This window comes from Arthrobacter sp. MYb213, from assembly GCF_002979915.1.
In the GTDB taxonomy this organism is placed as follows: domain Bacteria; phylum Actinomycetota; class Actinomycetes; order Actinomycetales; family Micrococcaceae; genus Glutamicibacter.
Window position 1 is genome coordinate 1 of sequence record NZ_PCQA01000009.1, and the last position, 21,979, is coordinate 21,979.

Annotated in this window: 20 protein-coding genes and 2 pseudogenes; 6 read left to right on the plus strand and 16 right to left on the minus strand. The window is 62.0% G+C overall.

The genetic code is table 11. From position 1 onward, the window contains the following. Positions 1 to 100: 100 nt before the first annotated feature. Positions 101 to 274, plus strand: coding sequence for a hypothetical protein (locus CQ011_RS17925; protein WP_181148181.1), 174 nt, complete (start codon positions 101 to 103; stop codon positions 272 to 274). On the opposite strand, the gene CQ011_RS17015 is transcribed toward CQ011_RS17925, so the two are convergent. The 10 genes and pseudogenes from CQ011_RS17015 to CQ011_RS17070 form a co-directional block, all read right to left on the minus strand. Beyond that, a complete protein-coding gene (locus CQ011_RS17015) occupies positions 271 to 582 on the minus strand; it encodes a transposase (RefSeq protein WP_105678900.1) in 312 nt (103 codons plus the stop codon). The two genes, CQ011_RS17925 and CQ011_RS17015, sit on opposite strands and share 4 nt — an antisense overlap. 117 nt (positions 583 to 699) lie before the next feature. Further along, positions 700 to 1,141 (minus strand): annotated as a pseudogene (locus CQ011_RS17025) (IS5 family transposase); the annotation flags it as partial. A gap of 745 nt (positions 1,142 to 1,886) precedes the next feature. Then, on the minus strand, positions 1,887 to 3,392 hold the full coding sequence (locus tag CQ011_RS17030; protein WP_105678901.1) for an MFS transporter: 1,506 nt from the start codon (positions 3,390 to 3,392) through the stop codon (positions 1,887 to 1,889). A 298-nt stretch (positions 3,393 to 3,690) separates the two neighbouring features. Beyond that, positions 3,691 to 4,650, minus strand: coding sequence for an alpha/beta fold hydrolase (locus CQ011_RS17035; RefSeq protein WP_105678902.1), 960 nt, complete (start codon positions 4,648 to 4,650; stop codon positions 3,691 to 3,693). A 1,018-nt stretch (positions 4,651 to 5,668) separates the two neighbouring features. Then, positions 5,669 to 6,256, minus strand: coding sequence for a helix-turn-helix domain-containing protein (locus CQ011_RS17045; RefSeq protein ID WP_286161247.1), 588 nt, complete (start codon positions 6,254 to 6,256; stop codon positions 5,669 to 5,671). Positions 6,257 to 6,295: 39 nt separating this feature from the next. Next, on the minus strand, positions 6,296 to 7,543 hold the full coding sequence (locus CQ011_RS17050) for an allantoate amidohydrolase (RefSeq protein WP_181148191.1): 1,248 nt from the start codon (positions 7,541 to 7,543) through the stop codon (positions 6,296 to 6,298). Positions 7,544 to 7,652: 109 nt separating this feature from the next. Then, a complete protein-coding gene (locus tag CQ011_RS17055) occupies positions 7,653 to 8,798 on the minus strand; it encodes an FAD-dependent oxidoreductase (RefSeq protein ID WP_105678904.1) in 1,146 nt (381 codons plus the stop codon). 20 nt (positions 8,799 to 8,818) lie between these two features. Then, positions 8,819 to 10,129 (minus strand): FMN-binding glutamate synthase family protein, encoded by a 1,311-nt coding sequence (locus CQ011_RS17060; protein WP_105678905.1) that lies wholly within the window; start codon positions 10,127 to 10,129, stop codon positions 8,819 to 8,821. A 9-nt stretch (positions 10,130 to 10,138) separates the two neighbouring features. Continuing rightward, the gene (locus CQ011_RS17065; RefSeq protein ID WP_105678906.1) at positions 10,139 to 10,888 is read right to left on the minus strand and encodes a GltB/FmdC/FwdC-like GXGXG domain-containing protein; all 750 of its coding nucleotides are present in this window, start codon (positions 10,886 to 10,888) and stop codon (positions 10,139 to 10,141) included. After that, positions 10,876 to 11,784: a class II glutamine amidotransferase domain-containing protein gene (locus CQ011_RS17070; RefSeq protein ID WP_105678907.1), complete on the minus strand. Its 909-nt coding sequence runs from the start codon at positions 11,782 to 11,784 to the stop codon at positions 10,876 to 10,878. The genes CQ011_RS17065 and CQ011_RS17070 overlap by 13 nt, the downstream gene beginning before the upstream one ends. Positions 11,785 to 11,952: 168 nt before the next feature. Here CQ011_RS17070 and CQ011_RS17075 point away from each other — a divergent pair. Then, a pseudogene (locus tag CQ011_RS17075) lies at positions 11,953 to 13,068 on the plus strand (ammonium transporter). Between the two features lie 72 nt (positions 13,069 to 13,140). On the opposite strand, the gene CQ011_RS17080 reads toward CQ011_RS17075, so the two are convergent. Then, the gene (locus CQ011_RS17080) at positions 13,141 to 13,341 is read right to left on the minus strand and encodes a hypothetical protein (protein ID WP_146112656.1); all 201 of its coding nucleotides are present in this window, start codon (positions 13,339 to 13,341) and stop codon (positions 13,141 to 13,143) included. Positions 13,342 to 13,488: 147 nt separating this feature from the next. On the opposite strand from CQ011_RS17080, the gene CQ011_RS18115 reads away from it, so the two are divergent. From CQ011_RS18115 to CQ011_RS17085, 3 genes are all read left to right on the plus strand, one after another. Further along, positions 13,489 to 13,620 (plus strand): hypothetical protein, encoded by a 132-nt coding sequence (locus CQ011_RS18115; RefSeq protein ID WP_286161248.1) that lies wholly within the window; start codon positions 13,489 to 13,491, stop codon positions 13,618 to 13,620. Positions 13,621 to 13,747: 127 nt separating this feature from the next. Further along, positions 13,748 to 14,182, plus strand: a complete 435-nt coding sequence (locus CQ011_RS18165; RefSeq protein WP_146112662.1) for a transposase — start codon at positions 13,748 to 13,750, stop codon at positions 14,180 to 14,182. Positions 14,183 to 14,259: 77 nt separating this feature from the next. Further along, entirely contained in the window at positions 14,260 to 14,970 is a 711-nt protein-coding gene (locus CQ011_RS17085) for a TetR family transcriptional regulator (RefSeq protein ID WP_181148182.1), read from the plus strand. 171 nt (positions 14,971 to 15,141) lie between these two features. On the opposite strand, the gene CQ011_RS17090 is transcribed toward CQ011_RS17085, so the two are convergent. Both CQ011_RS17090 and CQ011_RS17095 read right to left on the minus strand, forming a co-directional pair. Further along, positions 15,142 to 16,299, minus strand: a complete 1,158-nt coding sequence (locus tag CQ011_RS17090; protein WP_105678910.1) for a YkvI family membrane protein — start codon at positions 16,297 to 16,299, stop codon at positions 15,142 to 15,144. Between the two features lie 87 nt (positions 16,300 to 16,386). Then, positions 16,387 to 17,526: a mandelate racemase/muconate lactonizing enzyme family protein gene (locus tag CQ011_RS17095; protein WP_105678911.1), complete on the minus strand. Its 1,140-nt coding sequence runs from the start codon at positions 17,524 to 17,526 to the stop codon at positions 16,387 to 16,389. A gap of 568 nt (positions 17,527 to 18,094) precedes the next feature. On the opposite strand from CQ011_RS17095, the gene CQ011_RS17100 reads away from it, so the two are divergent. Beyond that, positions 18,095 to 18,670: a TetR/AcrR family transcriptional regulator gene (locus CQ011_RS17100; protein ID WP_105678912.1), complete on the plus strand. Its 576-nt coding sequence runs from the start codon at positions 18,095 to 18,097 to the stop codon at positions 18,668 to 18,670. Positions 18,671 to 18,712: 42 nt separating this feature from the next. Here CQ011_RS17100 and CQ011_RS17105 read toward each other — a convergent pair whose 3' ends face one another. Genes CQ011_RS17105 through CQ011_RS17115 form a run of 3 tightly spaced genes read right to left on the minus strand, consistent with a single transcriptional unit; the run spans position 18,713 to position 21,953 of the window. Then, positions 18,713 to 19,813, minus strand: a complete 1,101-nt coding sequence (locus CQ011_RS17105; RefSeq protein ID WP_105678913.1) for a YkvI family membrane protein — start codon at positions 19,811 to 19,813, stop codon at positions 18,713 to 18,715. A gap of 8 nt (positions 19,814 to 19,821) precedes the next feature. After that, positions 19,822 to 20,280, minus strand: a complete 459-nt coding sequence (locus CQ011_RS17110; RefSeq protein ID WP_105678914.1) for a hotdog family protein — start codon at positions 20,278 to 20,280, stop codon at positions 19,822 to 19,824. After that, a complete protein-coding gene (locus CQ011_RS17115) occupies positions 20,277 to 21,953 on the minus strand; it encodes a class I adenylate-forming enzyme family protein (protein WP_219844227.1) in 1,677 nt (558 codons plus the stop codon). Before CQ011_RS17115 ends, CQ011_RS17110 begins: the two co-directional genes overlap by 4 nt. Positions 21,954 to 21,979: the final 26 nt, after the last annotated feature.

Sequence of the window (21,979 nt, forward strand, 5' to 3'; positions counted from 1 at the left end):
CAGGGAACCCGTTGCGCTGTAACCAGGCCCGCATTTTCCGTCGACCATACAGCACCTCAGGCTTCGGCCTGCCGGTCTTCTCATCAGGCTGTTGCAGATCATGCAGAGCATTCAAAACAATTGCGTCCGTGACGACTCGTGGTGCCGGTTCCTTGCTCTTCCAGCTGCGATACGTGCGGGCAGAGACCTTGACGCCCTGAGTGTTCAGGGTGTCGCAGGTCTGCTGGACTGCGTAGCCACGTTCGCGTTGCTGGTCGATGAACTCGGTGATTAGTGCCGGCGAGGGTCCAGCTCCCTCGCGAAGAAAATCGCTGATGCCTTCAAGATGTCGTTGGCTTCTTCAAGGTCCCTGACCTTGGCTTTCAACGCTTTGATTTCGGCGAGTTCTTCGCTGGTGGGTCCGGTTCGGTCACCGGCATCGATTTGGGCTTGGAGGACCCAGCGGCGCAGGGTTTCTTTGCCGACGTTGAGCTTCGGGGCCATGTCGGCGCAGGCTGCGTAGACCGATTTGTAGCGGTCAAGGCGTTCCATGGCGTAGGCCACTGCGCGGTTCTTGACTTCTGGGGTGTACTGCTTGGGCATGCTATCCATTCTCTCAAAAGAATGCGGCATAGAACCCGGGACGGTTCACATATTCTCTCATTAGATGAGAGATTTTTGCGTAGAATTTGATCTTTGAGTATCGAATCTGGGCGGATTCCGGCCTTTCTGACGAACGTGAATGTCGGGTTGCTGCGGGCCGAGGATTGTGTTTTCGAGGCCATGTTGGATTGGCTGGCGTGCGCAAAAGCTGGCGCGTGGCCTCGTGCTGGTGGGCTCGGTTGATGGTCGAGTCCACCGAAACAGTCCAGTCGATCACCCAGGCGGCGTCCGGTTCGGCCAGAAGCTTCCCGTGGACCCGGTCCCACGTTCCGTCGGACGCGTATCGCCGGTGCCGCTTCCACACCGTCTGCCACGGACCGAACTCCGCGGGAAGGTCCCGCCAGGCAATGCCGCACCGGTACCGATAAATGATGCCTTCAACGACTTGGCGATTGCCCCGGAAGGGACGTCCACGCCGCCCGTCAGAACTCGGCAGCAACGGCTCGATCCGGGACCACTGATCATCAGTCAAAACAGAAGTTCGCGACCCCTCAAGCATTCCAGCAAGCCAAACCCCAATTTAGGAGACACGGCCTAGTCGATCAGCCTCAGCGGCAGGTCGGTGTGAGCCATGCCAGAAGGGCGACGTCGTAACCCGCATCGAGAACGATCAAAACATTTTGGAACACCGGCAAAGACGTCGCCTCCCCGCTGCAAGGACTCGATGACAGTGCGGCATGCCGATAGTCCTCGCGGTGGCAACATCAGCGGGAAGGGGGGAATAGATCCGACAGCCCCGTCCAGGACGACGCCCTAGACTCAATGGCACACACGGATGAGTACTGGCAAGCAAAGGATCATCTGTGCCTGTCCGCGACCGAGTTCATTTGTGGCAGAACGCCTTGTCCGGGCTGGGTGGCCGTGTCTGGTCCGCGCCAGTTCGACGCATCGACCGCGAGCACGATTCGCGTCTTCCTGCCTGGCAAAAGCGACCGTCGGCATCGGGCCCTCGAATAATAGGCTGCCGCGACCGCTCCTCATAAATCAGTAGGCACGGTCACGTCGCGGAGGGCCCTATGGCCGCCCATGCTCGATCTCGCGTGATAAGCGCACGAGATCCCATACGGGGGGAAGCGGCCGATTAGCGAGTGCCACGGGGCCGATAATCTGGGTATGGCCGCCGTTTCTTTTGCTTCGTTGCCTGACACGAAGCATCAGAGACGACGGCCGCACTCGTCTGATCGACAGGCCGAACCAGCTAACAGGCCACGGCTTACATGCTAAGCAAACAAGCTAAGTCGTTCCTAGCCCACGACGGACGGGACAGCCGTAGGCTCTGCGTCTCGGTCCTTATTTCCGATCCTTACGAGTGCAATTGATGCCAAAGTGCTGAGGATGGCAACCGTGGCGAGGAACAGGAATGCGATTTGGATTCCCTCCGACTTATACAGCGCTTCGGGAACACCCGTCAAAAACAAAGCATTAATCACGGCGTAGAAGAAGACCGCGACAACCGCCGAAATTACCGCCAACATCAGAGAGGCCATTCCCGAAACCACAGCTTGAACTTCCGGCTTCACCAAGGAAACCACGTAGCCGTACATGGATGCCATGGTCATTCCGCCTCCGACTCCAGCCAGAATGGTGCCAAGGAACATGCCGGAGTACGACGACGTTGACGCCGCAGAAAGAACTGCACACGTGATAAAGACAAGCTGACCAATTAGTAGCGTCCCGACATGGCCAATCTTTCGGCCTGCCAGAAAACCTCCGAGAGTGCCACCTCCCAAGGTTCCCAAGAAATAGGCGGAGAAGAAGATTCCCATACCCGCCGGGTCAAGGCCAAGCCCGTAACCAAAGCCGAGTTCGACCGAAGTTGTCGCGGTGAAGGTAAGCATCGAATAATAGATGGTTCCAAAAATACCAGCGACGCCGCCAATCGCAAAAGTTAACAGCAAGCGGGGGTTCTTCAGATATTTGACCTCAATGAGCGGCGTGGCTGAACGGCGCGACATTAACCACCAAACAACTACAAGGACGATCCCGCCCACGATCATGCATATCGTCTGAGCAGATACCCAGCCCCAAGTCTGCCCCATACTGACAGCCGCGAGTGCGACAGCCAGGCCAACGCCAAGCAATAGGCCTTCCAAGACATTTACCTTACCCGGTGCTTTGATCGGCGACTCAGGCATTAGTACTAGGAAGAGCACGCCGACGAATATAGCCCATACCATCGGAGCCCAGAATACGGCGGTGTAGTCGGTGGCACCCACAAGCATTCCTGTCACGATAGGCACCGCCGCATTTATGAGGCCCGCCCCTGTGGCCACGACTCCAATGCCGATACCTCTAGCCTTGGCCGGAAAAATTTGGCGCACCATCGTGACGGCCATGAATGCTAGAGCAGCCGAGGCCGCTTGTAGCGACCGACCCAAAAGAAATACAAGGTAGTTTGGTGCAATCCAACTGATGAGTATGCCAGCGACCACCGCCAGTAGGATAATCAGCATGACTCGCTTCTTGCCATAGATATCGGCGAATTTCCCTAGGATGGGCGACAAAACTGCGATGGCCAACGTGACGGATACGTCGAGCCAGACGACCTGATCGGTTTCGAAACGGGCCAGGATGTCAGGCAGAACCAGGAACGGCGCACTGATCGTGAAGGCGGCAACTTCGGTGACGAGTACAAGCAGAACGAGCCAGAGAACAACTTGAGGTGTCCAGCCATTTTGTTTGGCCAAGCCATTATCTGAAATCTGATGGTCAGGCTCTGCTAGTTCGGACCCGACGCTGTGATTGGACATGTAAATTGCCTCCACGGTGATGTAGTTATGGTTGATTTTTTACGAAGAGTTAGAGGGCTGAAACCCGTACCGGTGGTCGAAAATACGGACGACAAGCCCTCACATCCTGGACGGCAATGCTCGCGGGCCAGGGCGAAGTTTGTTCCCCAGAAATGACCGAGAACTCGCTCTGGCTTCATAGGCTAAACGGAGAACCTCAGCCCAACCGCGGCAGCAACTTTGGTGAATTCAGAACGGCGGTGCACTTCGTGGTTGCCTTGGCCAGCTGCGAACTCCCGAAAAGCGTACGCAGACAGCTCTATTCCACGCTGTTAGTCACTTTGGCCATTTCAGTGGATAAGCTGCCACTCACGATCATTTCCTGTAGTGTCAGGAGATCTATCTCGGCGCAGCTTTGAATGGGAGCATCGGGGTCAAAGGGCTCGATAAATTGAGGATTGCCAGCTAGGGCAGCGGCACGGTCTGGGCCGTAGCGGAAGTCGGCGTCGGAGATGAACTCTCGCACGGTGTCGTTAATGCCATCGCCCAGAAGTGCGGTGCCGTGATCTCCTTCAATGATCACCAGTCGCGAACCCTTGATCGCCCAGTTCATCCACCTTGCACCGCGCTCGGTGCCATTGTTCGATGTCGCCCCACGAATGATAAGGGTCGGAATATTAATAGAGGTGCACAGTCCCATCCAATCCTGACCGGCGTGGCTGATACACATGGCTGTCAGCAGCTCGCCGTTCATCGGTTCCACATTCTCAGTGAGGGCAGCTGTTAGGAACTCTTCGCTCCCCATCATTTGGCAAAAGCTGAACCACTCTGCGGGCGTGGCGTACGAACCGGAGTTCAGAGCACGCTCGACGGACCAATCAGGGAAGAATACATTGGCCACCGGGTTGTCGCCCAGAATCAGCGACGAAATCCGGTCAGCGCGGAACAGTTCGAAGTAGGCAAAGGCGATATCCTGACCTCCGGAGTATCCGAACAGTGCAACATCTTCAAGGCCCAGGGCCACGATAACGTCATGAATATCAGTGGCATGACGAAAGACGTTGAAGCCCCACGTGGGCCGGCCCGATAGTCCAGTGCCTCGGGAGCCGATACTTATGACGCGGTGATCGTGACTCAAATTATTAATCATCGGCGTGTACATCTCGGGAGGGCCGCCCACCCCGCCTGGAATAAGTACGATCGTGGACCCTTCGCCCTCGTCAATGTACTCCAGAGTTACGCCATCATTGGTGGTCGCAAACTTCTTAACGAACTCCATTATTTTCTCCTCGATGCGGACAAATTGTGTTTTTTGAAGTACCTGCTTGTGTCGTTCATAGTGCGCTCGTCAAGAATACCCACTCCGTATCCCGCGGGCGCGGTTTCGTTCCGGAGAGTGGCACGCGCACCCGCCTTCTTTACAACATTGCGCCTATGGGCACGCTGAGGCGCGCTTCGCGAATGTTCTCTCCGACAGCTGTAGGACAGCGGTGACCGTGTGCAGCAAGCCGGGCGAGTTGCTGAGTCGGCGGAAATCTGAATCGCCCGGGATGGGGACGAAATGTCCGGCGGATGCGCTCGCCACAGCGTCGGCCTGGCGGACGTAAGGGAACCCGTCGATCCGACGTAACAGGCTGCGAGCCTCCTAGCAGTCGCTCGATGTGTAGGCGACACGCCGCGGTGCGGCCTCGGGTGTGTCACCCGCACGATTCTCTTGCGGCGCTCGATACCGAGCCCGAGCTGACGCCCACGCCGGTGGCCGCAGTCTGCGGGCACCGGCCCAAGCGCGTTAGAATCTTCTATCTTTGAACCACCCGCGGGGGTTCGCCGCGCGAACGGTGGCAGACGTCAATGTTGACGAAGGAGGCACTGGAATCATGCAGGAATTGATCGGGCGGTTGTCCGCACTCGACCCAGAGGCGGAGAATGACGTGCGCGTCATCGCCTACTTCGATGCTCTTGCTGAGTCCCGCGCCGGCCTCGACGGTCACATCCGCGGTGCGGCGGTGCTCTCAGGGTGTTCGGCCGGGTTGATGGACGTATTGGGGCGAGCACCCCTTACTGACGAGCTGATCGGCGCCACACTGAAGCGGCGGACCGCCCGCGGCACGACATCTTCCTGGCCTGGCCGTCGCAATTCTCCGCTCCCAGAACTTTACCCTCTCAGGTTAGTATTCCTAAACGGATGCGGGCTCGCCAATTGGCGGACGAGCGCGTGCAATTCACGCCATTCGGCACCGGCCGGTCATTGCTCTGTCGCAAGTTGCTTCCAGCCGTTCGGGCTAGAGGAAGGCGGCTTACCTTTCCGACACAGCTAGGAATCGAATTGGAAGCTCCAGCAGTGCCAGTGGGCCATGGGGCCCTTCCCCGTCAAGCAAGAGCGAGTCACCCGGCTCCATGGAGTATTCATACTGGCCGTGGCCGTACATCATTTTTCCGGACAGCATGTAAATGAATTCCGTCCCGGGGTGCTGGAAGAGCGGGAACACATCGGATGCATTGGTCAGTGTCACCAAGGTAGGTTCCAATGCATCAGCGCGGTCCTTCAGCGTGCCAAGGACACGGTATTCGTGCCCGTGCTGAGTGCCCGTTCGGACGGTGAGGCTGCCCTCGCCGTTCTTGGTGAAAGTTGCATCACGGTCAGTGTCCGCGCCGCGGAACAGCGCCGTTACGGGAATTTTCAGTCCGTCGGCGAGCCTCTGCAGCGTGGTCAGGGAACAGGATGTGCTCGCCGTTTCGACCTTGGAGATCATGGCCTTGGACACGCCGGCGCGGCTAGCGAGGTCCGCAGAAGACAGACCCTGGGCCGTACGGTAGTGTCGCAACTGGAAAGCAATTACATGTTCGAGTTTACCGGTAACCTCTTCCCGGGCATGTTGCGTCATGTTTGCCATCTTAGTGGGCAGCGAGTGATGCTCCCCCTGCTAGCCGATGCCGCGCGCCTCGCCCAGCAGCCCTGCCAGCGAGTCTGCCAGCGCAACCGCGCCTGCCTCGGCGTCCCAGTCCTCCACCAGCTCGTCCGGCGAATGCGAAACACCCGTGGGGTTGCGGATGAACAGCATGGCCGTGGGGATCTGCGAACCCAGCACGCCGGCGTCGTGCCCTGCCCCCGTGTCCAGGACGGGCGCGTCGGGCAGGAAGCCCTGAAGCTGGTCACGCAGCGCGGCATCAAAATGGACGGTAGGGCTCAGGGATTCCATGCTGAGGCTGGCTGTGCAGCCTTCCTCCGCCGCCATTACCTGGGCGTTGAGCCCGATGGCTTCGACGAGGGCCGCGGTGATGGAGTCGTCCGGGTGGCGCACGTCAATCCACAGGTCCACGCGCGACGCAATCACGTTGGTCCCGCCGGGGACAGGCTGGATCCGCCCCACGGTGGCCCGCGCATCCCGGTACTTGCGGGCGGTGTCGCGGATGCCCACCATCACCTTCGCGGCGGCGATCATCGGGTCCTTCCGGTCCTTCATAAGGGTGGTGCCCGCGTGGTTGGCCTCACCGGTGAGCGTCAGTTTCCAGCGGCCGTGGCCCAGGATCGATGACCCAATGGCCACCGGCTGGTTGAGGTCCGCCAGGCCCTTCCCCTGTTCGATGTGCAGCTCCACAAACACGCCCAGCTGCTGCAGCGTTTTGTAGTCGGCACCGATCAGCCGCGGGTCCTGCCCGTTGGCGGCGGCGACATCCGCGTACGTGTTGCCGTCGGGATCCTTGAGCCGGCGGGCCTTGTCCGGGTCGAGTTCGCCGGTGAGCAGGCGCGATCCGAGGCAGGCCACGCCGAACCGCGACCCTTCCTCCTCGGGGAACACGGCGATGGCCAGGGGGCGGCGCGGGCGGAGGCCGCGCGCTTTGAGGAGGTCGACGGCGACCAGCGCCGAGGCGACTCCCAGCGGCCCGTCGTACTCCCCGCCGCCGGGGACTGAATCGAGGTGGCTGCCTGTGACCACGGCGTTCCGCCTCGTTCCCGTTGCGGTGTCCCACCAGGCCCAGATGATGCCGTTGTGGTCAGTGTGGACGTCGAGGCCGCGGCGCCCGGCCTCCGCGATGAACCAGCTCCGCAACCCCGTTTCGGCGTTGGAGAAGACCGGCCGCGAGTAGCCGCCCCGCGTTCCGTCACGGCCGACGTCGGCAATGTCCCTCAGCAGGCCGCTCACCGTGGCGGCGGGCGGCTCAGCCGGGATCGCCGTCGCGGCGGCCGGCTGTGGTGCTGCTGCCTGGGATGACACGAAGGAGGAGGTGGGGGCAGTCACGGGGATCCGTTCTCGAGGGGAGGCAGTGGGTGGTGGGCGGTCAGCGGCTGCTGACTGCCGTCGTCGCGGTCCGGAAACGCAGCGGCACGTTGGCTGCTCCGGTGGCCAGGTCAGCCGCCCACTGGCCGATCAGCGGTGCGAACTTCGCGCCGTGGCCGGAGCAGGGCGAGACGATGGTGAGGTTGTGGACGCGGTCGATGATGAAGTCCTCGTTGGGCGTGTTGGTGAACAGGCAGGTGGTCTCGGCGTACGGTTCCGGGTCCAGCCCTGGCAGGAAGCGGCGGACGTAGTCCACCACCCGGCCGCGGTTGCCGGGGTCCACGTCGCCGGTCTGTGCGGCGGCGCTGGGAAGGAACCGGCCCCCGTTGTACTCGGCCACCTTCTGCCCGGCAAAGTCCGCGTCCCGCCCGCCGGGAAGGCCGTAGACCTGGATGTCAGCCCTTTTGTGGATGAACGTCGGCCAAGGGGTGGCGGTTTCCGGTTCCCTGTAGCGGAAGTGGAAGGCCTGCTCCTGCCGGACGGTGATTTCGGGAAGCCCGGCCAGGAAACCGGACGGAAGGGACAGCTCCCCCAGCAGCCCCGGCAGCCAGCCGCCCGCGCTGATCACTACGTTGCCGGCGTCGAACGTTTCCCCGGTGGCCGAGTGAAGCCGGTAGCCGGAAGCTGTCTTCGCCAGCCCTTGCAGCGGCCACCCGGTGAGCAGCCGCGCGCCGTGCCTGACCGCCTGGTCCACCATGGCGTTGACGGCCGTCTCGGCGTCGATCACTCCCGCGTCCGGGTGCCAGAGCACTTCGGTGTCGAAGGCGATCTGCGGCCAGCGCGCCGAGGCCTCGTCCGCGCCCAGGAGCTCGTGCTCGATCCCCTCCGCTGCCAGCACTCCGGCCAGCAGCCGCGGGTGGCGTTCGACACCGAAGTCCGCGGCGCCCGCCGGGGTGATCAGCCGTGAGCCGCTGTCCAGCGCAAGGACGTCCCCGAGTTCCTTGGACTCCTGCACCGCGTGGGCGTAGAAGGGATCCGGGTAGGCGTAGCGGAAGATCCGGGCGGACCCGTGCGAGCTTGCGTCGTGGCTGGCCGGGACGTTGCGTTCCAGGATGGTGACCTGATGGCCGCGGGACGCGAGCTGCCACGCCGTGGCGGCGCCGGCCAGGCCGGCACCCACCACCACGTAGTCGGAGAAGTCAGTCATGGCACGCTCCTGTTCCGGTGCTACCTGGCGCCGGGGATCCAGCTCGTGCCGGCGAGTGGGACACGGGCCATGGCCGAGGCTTCGATGGTGAGGGCAACGAGGTCCTCCGGCTCGAGGTTGTGCAGGTGCGACTTGCCGCAGGCCCGGGCGATGGTTTGGGCTTCCATGGTGAGGACGCGCAGGTAGTTGGCCAGGCGGCGGCCCGCGGCAACCGGGTCCAGCCGCGAGGCGAGTTCCGTATCCTGGGTGGTGATCCCGGCGGGGTCGCGGCCGTCCTGGAAGTCGTCGTAGAAGCCGGCGGCGGAGCCCAGCGCCGAGTATTCGGCGGCGTAGCGGGGATCGTTGTCGCCCAAGGCGATCAAAGCGGCCGTCCCGATTGCCACCGCGTCCGCGCCCAGGGCCATGGCCTTGGCGACGTCGGCCCCGGTACGGATGCCGCCGGAAACGATCAGCTGGACCTTGCGGTGCACGCCCAGTTCCTGCAGGGCCTGGACGGCCTGCGGAATCGCGGCCAGGGTGGGGATACCGACATTCTCGATGAACACCTGCTGCGTGGCGGCGGTACCGCCCTGCATGCCGTCCACCACCACAACGTCGGCGCCGGACTTTACCGCCAAAGCGGTGTCGTAGTAGGGCCGGGAGGCGCCGATCTTGATTTCGAGGTCGTCCGGTCCGGTCCAGTCGGGGTGGCGGCTGGCGGAACGCTGGTCGATGCCCACCGGCAGCGTGCGCATTCCGGCGACGCGTTCGGTGATCTTCTGCCCCAGGAGCATGCCGCCGCCGCCGGGCTTGGCGCCCTGGCCCAGTACGATCTCAATGGCGTCGGCCTTGCGGAGGTCGTCCGGGTTCATGCCGTAGCGGGACGGCAGGTACTGGTACACGAGGTGCTTGGACTGGCCGCGCTCCTCAGGCGTCATGCCGCCGTCGCCCGTTGTGGTGGAGGTTCCCACCTCGGACGCGCCGCGTCCCAGCGCCTCCTTGGCGTTCGCGGACAGGGCGCCGAAGCTCATCCCGGCGATGGTCACCGGGGTCTGCAGATGCAGGGGGCGCGTGGCATGCCGGTCGCCGAGGACGACGTCGGTATCGCACTTTTCGCGGTAGCCCTCCAGCGGGTAGCGGGACACGGAGGCGCCGAGGAAAAGCAGGTCGTCAAAGTGCGGGAGTTGGCGCTTGGCGCCCCAGCCGCGGATGTCGTAGACGCCGGTGGCGGCGGCGCGCTGGATGTCCGCGATGGTGGCGCGGTCGAACGTGGCGGACTCGCGCAGGCCAAGCGCGGCGAGGTCCCGGGGAGCGGCGCCCTGGGTGGTGAGGGGTTCGGAGGTGATGGTCATGGTGGGCTCCTAGTACGACGTCGAGTTGTCGACGTGGAAGTGGTAGAGGTTCCGGGCTGAGCCGTAGCGCTTGAAGTCCGAAGGGTTGTCGGTGCGGCCGGCGGCGGCCAGCAGCTCGCCGAGTTCGGCCAGGTGTTCCGCCTTCATGGGCTTTTCGATGCAGTCCGCGCCGAGCGAGGCCACGGTTCCCTTGACGTAGATGCGGGCTTCGTAGATGGAGTCGCCCAGCGCCTCGCCGGCGTCGCCGCAGACCACCAGGCGGCCGGCCTGGGCCATAAATGCGGACATGTGGCCGATGTTGCCGCCCACCACGATGTCCACGCCCTTCATCGAGATCCCGCAGCGTGCGCCGGCGTTCCCGTCGATGACCACCAGGCCGCCGTGGCCGGTGGCGGCCGCGGACTGGGACGCGTCACCCTTTACGTGCACGGTGCCGGACATGATGTTTTCCGCAAGTCCGACGCCGGCATTGCCGTTGATGGTTACGTCGCCTTTTTGGTGCATCCCGGCGGCGTAGGAGCCGGCGTGGCCTTCGACGGTCACCGTCACGTCCGCGTTGATGCCGACGGCGAGGCTGTGCTTGCCGCCGGGGCTGGTTACGGTCCAGGCCTGGCCGTCGATGGCGTTGTGGAGTTCCTGGTTGAGGTCCCGGACCGGGCTGCCGGCGAGGTCGACACTGAAGGAGTCAGTGCTGACGGCAGGCAGGGTCGTTTCAACGTTTGTGTCAGTGCTGGTTTCGGGGGCTGTCAGAGTGACCATGTGTAGACCTTTCCGGGTTCCGGTTCAAAGATGCGGGCGTTTTCAATCCCGGGCAGGGCTGCCAGGGCACGGTATTCGGAGGCCATGGCCACGTAGTCGTCGGTTTCGACGATGATGGCCGGCTTGCAGGCGATCGGGTCCCGGACCACGGCCATGCTGTCCGCGGTGGTGACCACCAGCGTGTAGAAACCGTCAAAGACCTTGCCCAGGTTCACCAGGGCCTCTTCGAGGGTGTCGCCCTGCTGCAGGCGGGATGCGACATAGCGGGCGCCCACCTCGGTGTCATTCTCGGAGTCGAACACCACACCTTCGCGCAGCAGGCCCCGCCGGATGGTGGCGTGGTTGGAGAATGAGCCGTTATGCACCAGGCACAGATCGTCGGCAACCGAGAAGGGATGCGAACCGCCCGCTGTCACCGCGGATTCGGTGGCCATCCGGGTGTGGGAAAGGCCCTGGCTGCCGGCCATGGCCTCCAGCCCGTGCTCGGCCGCGATGTCCATCGGGTGGCCCACACTCTTCATCACGGCCACGTGCTCGCCGCGGCCGATGATGGTGGCTGCCGGGAGGGTTTCGCTGACAACCTTCACCAGCAGGTCGGTCCCGACGGCGGCACTCACCAAAGTGGTGTCGCCCACCACGCGCACGGCCGCCTCGGCGTCCGACGGGAGCATGCCGGCGATGGCAAGCTGGATCTCGGCTACGGGCAGGCCCTGCTCCTTGCCGAGCAGGCTCAGCGTGGAGGTTCCTTCCGAGACGAGGCCGGGGGTGTTGTAGACGGCCAGACCGGCCGAGTCCGGTCCCCGGTCCACGATCTGGCACATCATGGAGGACAGGAGGCTGCCCATTTGGGGGTGCAGCAAGGGGTTGCGCAGCTGCAGCGCGGCAATTCCACACATGGCGTGTCCTTTACTTGCTAGGGGTTCTCAGATCGAAGTGAGGTAGGTGCGGATTTCCCAGTCGCTGACCTGGTTGTGCCAGCTCAGGAATTCCTCTTCCTTGGCGTCCGCGTAGTACTTGCCGATCTCGGCATCGCCGCTGTCCTGTGGGCCGTGTTCGGGTACTCGATGGTCTTCGGCAACTCCGTGGGCGGGGCCGGCCTGGTCGGCGACGCCACAGAATACTTCGGCCTGGACCAGATGCTCGTTGAGGACCCGGAAGCGGCGCTGCCGCCCGTCCTCTTCGCCGGCTTCCAGCTGTTTTTCGCCGGCATCACCACGGCCATCATCGCCGGGGCCGCAGCCGGCCGGATGAAGTTCGGCGCCTGGCTGACCTTCGCCGCGCTGTGGGCCACGGTCGTCTACTTCCCCGTAGCCCACTGGGTCTTCGCATTCTCGTCCACGGACGGCTCCGTCACGGGAGGCTGGATCATCAACAACCTCAAAGCCATCGACTTCGCCGGCGGGACCGCCGTACACATCAACTCCGGCATCGCCGCCCTGGCTCTCGCCCTGGTCCTCGGCCGCAGCGCGGGCTGGCCAAAAAGCGCACACACCAAGCCGCACAGCCGCCCCCTGGTCCTGGTGGGCGCCGGCCTGCTCTGGGTCGGATGGTTCGGCTTCAACGCCGGCTAGGCACTCACGGCAGGCCACTCAGCATCCGTCGTCTTCCTCAACACCGCAGTCGCCGGCGCTGCCGGCCTGCTCGCCTGGGCCCTGATGGAACGCATCCGGCTTGGCAGCACCAGCAGCATGGGCGCCGCGTCCGGCCTCATCTCCGCCCTTGTCGCGATCACCCCTGCCTGCGGTGCCGTCAGCCCCCTCGGAGCGTTGGCCATCGGGCTCATCGCCGGCGCCGTCTGTTCCCTGGCGATCGAACTGAAGTTCCGGCTCGGCTTCGATGATTCACTCGATGTTGTCGGCGTCCACCTGGTCGGCGGAATCCTGGGGACGCTGCTGGTTGGCTTCTTCGCCACCGACGCTGCCCCCAACAAGGTCAGGGGCCTCTTCTATGGGGGCAGCCTGGAACTCCTGGGCGTCCAAGCGCTCGCGACGCTCGCTGTGCTCGCCTACTCGTTCTCGCTGACCTGGGTCATCGCCAAGGCCCTCGACCTCACCCTGGGCCTGCGCATCAACGAGGCCGACGAACTGCACGGCATCGACATCACCGCCCACGCCGAGGCGGCCTACCTCAGCGACGAGGAACCGGTGGAGCTGGGACCACCCCACCGCGCCCTCACCTAGCCGGGCCGTCGTCGACCCTCGTATCTTCACCGGCGCATACCGGATATTGCAGTACAACGTTATGGTGATTGGTCAGATGATGCGCCAAATTGGGCTGGCCGCGACGATGCCGCCGTAGGTCGCTACGGTTGCGCCACGGGCGAGGTCAGCGCCGTCGGGCGCGACGATCCCGGCCTGTCCTACAGCGACTTCCCGACCATCCTCGTCTCCATCGGAGACGGCGGCGCACCCTACCGCCGGAACCTTGGTCCGCGCTAGATACAGCCGCAACACCCCCATATCAGAGCCGAGCAGAAAACACCGATTGCCCTTAACCAGCGACAAAACGGCCCCGCAGCAGCAGGAAATTGACGGGCATGAGTAGGTCGACCACGGCTAAACCCAGAAGAGTCGACCTGGGCCGTTGTCTGGATGAGAAGTATGACAGTTGCAGTGGGCGAAACTTCTGTCGGCGGACGTCGCAGGCCAGGGGCTATGAGCGAAGACGGAGGGCGTAGCGCTGAGATCTGCGACGATGGACTCCACGATTCGGACGTTGTCCGCGCCGTGTGACGGAACCGATCTCCCCACCCGTCGCAAGGGACTCGGTCCGAGATGGGACCGCTGCCGTCACAGACGGTTCGACACCCGCGCCGGGACCCTGGACTTCGCATTCCAGCTGCGAGCCTGATCTCACTGGCTGGCTGACTGGCTACTCAACAGTCGGTTCCGGGCCGAGGCCGCGCTAATCAGGACCGTGGCCACCAGCTACGTCCATGGTGTTTCCACCCGCCGAATGGAAAAGCTCGTGGAGATTCGCGTGATCACCCGGCTCAGGAAGCCCCAAGGACTCGCTCACTGCCCAAGGCCTCGACGAGCGGGTCGAGCCGTCCCGCGCCCGCCCGCTGGATGCCGGCCTCTACCCGGTCCTCGCAGCCGACCCGTCAGCGCTCAAGCAATCTGTGGCCATCGGAACCACGCCCGGCGCAGGCACCGACTGGACGCTCGGCGCCTAACCAATCCAAGAATCACAGCAACTCCAATACACCACGCGAATGAACCTGACCTCTTCTCCGTCGAGGGCCAGGGATTACTCACTGGAACGTCTGCCTGCAGGAGAGTAGACATGCCATGATCGCTGGAAGGATTGAATCAGTTCTGATTCTTTCAACGATAGGGTTACAGGAAACAGCAATTCCCGAGAGGAGCACTATGCCTCGTAGCCGCGTTTCCGACTCGCAATATAAACGTCAGGGAGTAAAGCTCTCATCCATCGTCGACGCAGCGATTGACTTGTTGGATGAGGGCGGAATGGCAGCGATGACAATGCGCGGTGTGGCCGCGCGTCTCGGTGTATCCACCTCTACCGTGTACTGGCATGCTGGAAACAAGGAGGAGCTCCAGGCCGCCGTGTGCGAGGCTCTGCTGGGGGACCTGGCTCTGCCTCCTTTTGATAGCTCGGCAACATGGGATCTGTGGCTCCGTACAGCCGCGGCTGCGTTGCGTGCAGAAGTCAGGAAACATCCAAACGCGGTCCCGCTTTTGGACTCTTTGCAAATCAGGCCGGGATCTCTCGAATTCATGGAAGGGACATTAGGCGCCCTGCACGCGGCGGGAATCTCCTCGCAGAATCTTGTATTTGCCTATAACGCTGTGGTCGGTTTCCTGTTCGGATGGGTCTTTAGCGAGTTTGCGCCTGTTCCGGAGGACGCACCTGACGGATGGGAGGCAGAGTTGGAAAAGAGTGTACGTTCCGTAAGCGAGGTCGAGTTTCCCTTAATCCACCGATATTCGTCGAACCTGGTTAACAGGTCGTTCCTCGCCCGGTGGAACAACGGTGCCGTTGAGCCTTTGGATGAAAGCTTTGAGATGGCTTTGGATATCCTGGTGGCGGGTCTGGGCCGTTTGGCGCATTCAGGTTGATCAGTGGCCGAAGGTCCGCTTCCCCTGTGCACAGCTCTGCTGCCTTTCGTGGAACGGTGTCAGTCGTTCCGTGAATCCTTCAATTTCTTCTCTCGGACTGTTTGAACCACACAGGCTGACGCCGCACGGATGTGGCCGCGCGGCGTCCCTTTCAGTCAAAAGGAAAGTTGACTAGGGTGCCTCCTGTATCGATGCAGGACTCTTTTCGGTTCGCAAAGATTCGTTCTGGGAGCTTTTTTCCTTGAGACGCGCGGTCAACTGCCGGTATATCACGCTCGCCATGAGGAACAGTCCGAAGTAGCCGGCGATCGGGAAAATCGTGCCTACCAGCGTGCCGAAGGGGAGCGTGGCTCCTCCGATCAAGGCGACCACAGTGAGAGCAATGGAGATCGTCTTGTAGTACCTTCCGGAAGCGGGTGTCAGTTGGTTAGCCACGCTCCAGATCAGCGGTGCAGCTGTCGAGTACACACCGAGGAACGTGACGATGGCGAAGACAAACCCCAGCGGTAGGAAGAGGCCGGATGCCAGCACTACGAGTGGCGTTGCCTTGTCATGGGCGACGGCCATGGTCGCCAAGAGAGCCAAAGTCATGATTAGCAGCACGATACTGAATGCGAAGGAGCCGAACAAGCCCCCGGCGAAGGACATCCTATTGTTCCTGCTTGTAGTTCCCAGGCTCGCCAGGAAAGGGACGCAAGCCAGCATCGTTGAAGCAGCGTAGAGAACGGCGGCTAGAAACCAGTTCCCGCCGGCCTGGGGCGGATGGAATTCGGCGATGGCCGAAGTGGCTTCGGCAAGCTGCCCGGCATGGGTGGCGACGACGGCCACCCCGACAACTAGCAGGAAGACGATCACGAACGGTCCAACAACTCCGACTATGCCCACGAGCCGGTTCAATCCCAACAGAAGAGTAATGGCAATCATCGCCGCGATGATGAGGGTTCCACCGTAGACGGGGATGCCGTAGGCCTCGTAAAGGAGCGCTCCGGCCCCAGACATCATGGTGACGACTACAGAAAAGAGAAAGAAGGGAACGAAATACTTCAGCACGTTGCCGATGATCGGACCGCAGTAATGGACGAACACGTTCTTGATCTTCTCGGGGTTCTGGCGTCCCCATTCAAGGAACTCAATCAGGAGCCACGTGAAAATCACGAAAAGAACTGCCACCCCGGCAAGCCCCCACCAACCATATGAGGCAAAGTACTGCAATGCTTCCTGCCCCGTGGCGAATCCTGAACCGATCAGAAGCGAGCATAGTGCTCCGATAATGGTCAGTATTTCCCTGAGGCGGATACGTGTAGATCCTACTGCCTGTGTTTGTGCCATTTCAGTGTCCTTGCGAGGTCGTTATGGGTACGGGATGGAATCGGGCTGGTGATTGTCTTGAGTTCCGAAACGGGCGGAGCGGTTGCCTCATTGGATGGGAGAAAGGATATTGACCGGGTTGGCCGCGAGGCGCCCTAGCGCCTCGTCATCGATGGAAATGCCGAGGCCTGGGGCGTCGCTGACGGTGACGGATCCGTCGATCATCTGGGGCGCGCCACTGATGAGGGAGTCCGTGATGCTGATCTCGGTGCAATATTCCAGAAGTGGTGCATTGCCAGAACTGGCCAGGACGTGGATGGCGGCCGCTCGGCCGATCCCTGTGTTCCAACAATGAGGAACGCAAGTGGCACCGCGCATGTCGGCGTACTCGAAAATGCGCCGCATCTCGGTGATTCCTCCACATTTCATGACGTCGGGCTGGAGCACCTGCACACCCTCGTTATCAAGGAGGTCGGCGAATTCGAAGCGGGTGGTGAGGCCTTCGCCGCCAGCTATGCGAACGGGAGAATGTGCGGTGAGACGGCGGTAATCGGCGCGACGGTCCGGATGCACCGGCTCCTCGACCCATTCAAGACCGAAGCGTTCCAGTTGATTAAGGGTGCGGATTGCACGGTCCGAATTTTCCCACGCGAATCCGATATCCAACATGAGCTTGAAGTCCGGGCCTGCGGCTTCTCGGGCGGCACCAACCAGCTCGATATCGTTCTCTAGACTGGATCCCAATCCGCCCCAGGCCAATTTGGCCGCCCTAAATCCTCGATCGATGCATGTTCTGATCAGTGTGGAGGTTTCGGTGCCCGATGTCGGTGCCAGGAGGCTCGCATAGGTGGGGATGCGCTCGTGCCGCTTTCCCCCCAGGAGCTGATAGATGGGGAGCTCAGTGGTCTTTCCGACTAGGTCGTAGAGTGCGATATCGACCCCGGACATCGCCATTGGTACCGCTCCTCTCCGACCGAAGTACAAGCTGTTGTTGTACATGCGATCCCAGAGGTGATGGATCCGTCGCGGATCCTGCCCCAAGATGCTTGAGCGCAACCCTTCGGACGTCGCGTATTGCGCGGATATGTCTACCGCAGCGCGCACTATCGCGGCTGCGGCTTCGCTTTGTCCGTAACCGACATGACCAGTGTCCGTCTCAATTCGAATGATTGAGGCTTGTTGGGTGCTGTCCGCCTGCGTCGTCGAAGCGCCCCTCAATTCGATGACATCGATGTCCGTTATTTTCATGAGTTCAGCCTTCTCTCTCTGCGGAGCCAATGCTCGGGGGCCTGTGTAGGAGGTCAGTCGTAAAACGCTGTGTTAGATCTAACACACCGTTTTAGGATACAAGTGTGTCCTGAGTCACGCAATGGGTTTCGCCTGGGCAACTGTGTGCGCCCGCCGTCCTGCCCTGCGGCGCGGATCCCCGTCGGGTCGAACAAAGAGGCGCCCCTCCTTACCTCCATGAGCGCGCGCTTCACGGCCCTCGGCCGCATGCCGGGATGCCGGGACGGCACTCCCCCGCCTAGGCGAGTGCTTCGGTCGCTGGTGCGACCATGCGCCTGCAGCCCGACGCCGACTCACCATCCTGGCGGGAGGTCGCTTCTGCGTTGCGGGCCTCTCCGATGAAGGGTCCTAGGTTTGGAATCGACTGGCAGACGCGAGCGTAACGGTTGTTTCGCAACGCTAATCAGCGAGTCATACGGCACCGGATGCGGCGCACGAGACGACAATCGAATCTTCCTTGGCGGTCCTTACCAGATCGACCGAGAAAGAATTTGGTATAACATGCGTTGTATAACATAGAGGAGGGGTCGTGCCGAAATTTGTCGAAGCCGGCGACCGCAAACGCGACATCATCGAGGCGGCCATGGTGGTGCTCGCTGAGCATGGCTTTGAGGGCCTGACGTTACGCAAGGTCGGGAAGGCCTTAGGTGGATCCACGTCGTTGGTGACACACTACTATTCCACCAAGGACGAACTCCTTGATGACCTACCAGGTATTTTGGCGGTCAGATGGCAGTCGGAGATAGATGAGTTGCTCTCCGCTGCGGATGATCCGGCGGATGCACTGCGGCGCCTGTTGTTGTGGTTGATCCCGAACACCGATGAAAAGGTTAGAGCTGAACGGGGCAGGATCCAGTTTTCGGCGGTGAGCCACCGCATTCCGAGCGCGGCCAGGGTCTTGGACCGGTTCGACCACTATGTTCGAGGGTGCTTCCGAGGCTTGCTGTCGGATGAGGTCCCGGCCGATGACATGGAGAACGTCATCGACATGCTTCGTGCCGTCGCCACGGGGATCGAGCTGGAGACAGTGGAACACAAATGGTCCTCGGAGCGCCAAGAGGCCACGTTGAAGCGCTTGGTGGGGTTGCTGCTCATCTCGGTCTAGGGTGTCGGGCGGCGCTTTGCACCGCCCGACACCCAGCTGGACCTATCTGTTGGTGAACTTGTTCTTGATTTGGCGGTACGCGATGCAGGCCATGAGGAACAGGCCGAAGTACCCGGCAAACGGGTAGATGAGCCCCACGAGGGTTCCAAAGGGCAGGGTCGCTCCGCCGACCAGGGCCAGAGCAGTGAGTCCGACCGAAATCAGCTTGTAGTTGCGCGCGGACTTCGCTGAGAATTGGTCTGCCACGCTCCAGATGAGCGGTGCGGCTGTGGAATAGATGCCTAGGAACGTCACGATGGCGAACAGGACACCGATGATCGGGCTAATGGAAGACCCGAGGCTCACCAACGGCGTTGCTTTGTTGAAGGCAAGTGGCATCGCGGCCAGCAGAGCCAGCGTCATCACTAGCAGGACGGCCCCCACCGCCAGGGTTCCAAGCATGCTTCCGGGCAGGGTCGTACGCTGCATGGACGCCGTAGCGCCGAGGCTTGCCAGAAAGGGGACGCACATAAGCATGATCGACACGGCGTAGAGCAGTGCACCGAGGGCCCAATTATCCATGGCCTTGGGCGGTTGCAGTTCCTGTACTGCCGTGGAGGCAGCGCCCAACCCGTCAAGGTTGGTAAGGAGGACGGCGATTCCAATGAGGACCAGCAACACGATGATGACAGGTCCAAGGGACCCCAGGATGTCGACCAGCCTCTTGAGGCCCACCAGAAGTGTGGCTCCGATCATGACCGCGATAATGGTCGATCCCGCCCAGATTGGCAGTCCGTAGGACTCGTTCAGGAGGGCTCCGGCTCCGGCGATCATGGTGACGACAACCGCAAAAAGGAAGAACGGCACGAGGTATTTCAGTCCGGTTCCAATGTATTTTCCGCAGAAGTCCACGAAGGCGTCGTGTAGTCTCTCGGGGTTTTTGCGACCCCATTCCAAGAGCGTGGATATCATCCAGAGGAAGATCGCGGTAACGAGCAGGACCCCGGCGATGCCCCACCACCCGTGTGCGGCGAAGTATTGAAGTGCTTCCTGTCCGGTGGCGAAGCCCGAACCGATGAGGAGGCTGCAGACGGCGCCCGCCAGGGTGATGTTTTGCCGGAGAGTTGGCCTTTGGCCTGTCGTGGACGACGTGGATATCGACATGGTTTTCCTTATTGGGTGTAGTTGTGGGGTTGAAGATCCTGGAGCAGGACGAGCCAGCGGGCTGCCATGGCTGGCTTCTCTTGGCCACTGGCCTCGAGGACGGCGTCGTAGGTGACGAGAAGGCCCGAGTCCCTGCTTGCTGTTTCAGCTACGGTCAGGGCAAGACGGACCTGTTGCGACTCGTTGAGCGGGCGAATAAAGCGGACTTTGTCCAGACCATAGTTGAATCCGTGCCAGCGTCCGATGATTTGCGCACTCAAATAGTCCAGAAGGGCGAGCTGGTAGAACCCCTCAACGAGGCCAGGCGGGTATTCAGGACCCAAGGACTGCCCGTAAGTCTCGTCCAAGTAGGTCCCGACCCAGAAGCCGGCAATGCGTTGCGGGTCCAGACCCATCCATTCGCCCGTGTAGGTCTGTCCGACCTTGGAGGGGAAGTCGCCGATGCTTCGTGGCTGCTCCGGGCTCACGCGTCCGCCTTGATGCCGGCGGCGTCGTAGGCACCGGCGGTGAGGTCATCTACGCCGTAGACGAGCTTTTTCTTCTCCACCCGCGCGGACTCGGTCATCGGAAAAGTATCCACGAAGGCGATGTAGCGGGGCACCTTGAACTTGGCCAGGTGGCCGGCGCAGAAATCCACGATATCTTGTGGATCCACGGGTGGTCCGGCGGGCTGGATATACGCCTTGATTTCCTCGCCAACGGTTTCGTCCGGGACGGGGACGACGGCGGCCTCCCGGACGCCCGGATGCAGGCGCAGCACGGTTTCGACTTCGGCACAGGCAACGTTCTCCGCGTTGCGGCGGACCATGTCCTTGCTGCGGCCTACGATGTAAAAGAAGCCGTGCTCGTCCTGGCGGAAGAGGTCTCCAGTGTGTAGCCATCCATCGCGGATGCAATCGGCGGTGGCCTCCGGGTTGTTGGCGTAGCCAAGCATCATGCCCGGTCCCTGGACAAGGAGTTCTCCGGTCGCCCCCGGAACGACATCGTAACCCTGCTCGTCGACGATGCGAAGGCGCGTGTGCGGGGCCGGCAAGCCACAGGACCCGGAACCGTTGAGCGCATCGGCGTCCAGCGGCATGACCAGCGACGGCGCGTACTCGCTCATGCCGAAGGTCTCGCGCACGATGGACCCCGGGTACCGGTCCTGTAGATCCTGGTGGCGCTTTTTATTGAACCCGGCGATGTGAAGGATCCGGAGGTCGTAGTCCTCTGGCGCACCCTGCGGCTCAGCAGCGAAGAGCGGGTCAAAGTAGAAAGCCGACTGAATCCGGTACTTACGCAGCCAGCTGTCGAATTTAGCCACGCTCGGGGTGGAGCAGTAGTAGGTCGTGGTGCCCCGGTACAGGTTTACGAGGGTGTTGAATTGTCCGTCGAGGTAGAACAGGTGCTGGTTGCACAGGAATCGCTCGATGGAATGCCCGGCGTAGTTCGCAAACACAGTCGCTGAGTAGATCCAGGAACCGTGGGTTAGGAGGCACCCCTTGGGGAAGCCGCTGGTTCCCGAAGTGAACTGGACGCTGGAAACATCGGACGATGAGACATCGTCGACCGGAGCAAACGAAGGATCGGAAGCGGCGACGCTGGCAGCCCACGGGCCGGATCGCCCGTCGCCACCATCGAGAAGGTCCACGTGCGCCAGTACGGACGGGTCGAGGGCGCCGCTCAGCTCATCATGGCGGGGGCCGACGATCAGCTTCGTTGCGCCGGAAACGCGCAGGACGTGCTCTACCTCGCGGGCGGTGTAGCGACCGTTCACGGGCGCGATCACAGCCCCCAAGTAGGCCAGCCCGAGCCACGTGGCCAGGAAGAGGACCGAGTTGGGCAACATGACCGCCACGACCGAGCCCTTCCTGACACCCACCGCTCGTAGTGCGTTGGCCGCCTTGGCCGCCGACTCCGCAACCTCAGTGAACGTTGTTGCCTCATCAGCCTCAAAGAAGTCCCACGCCTTGCGATCCCCGTGTAGTCGGGCCGCCGCCTCAACGAGTGCCCTTATATTCCGTGGCATCTCGATACCTTCGATTTCGCCGCGCTGCTGGTTCCAGCGTCTGGCTAACTCCTGCGGTGTGCTTTCCAAAACGAATATCCCTTCGTAGCGACGTACGTGACCGCAGCCACGTACCGGCGTGACGGCAGCCACTTTTATATGTAAGTACTGTTGTACAA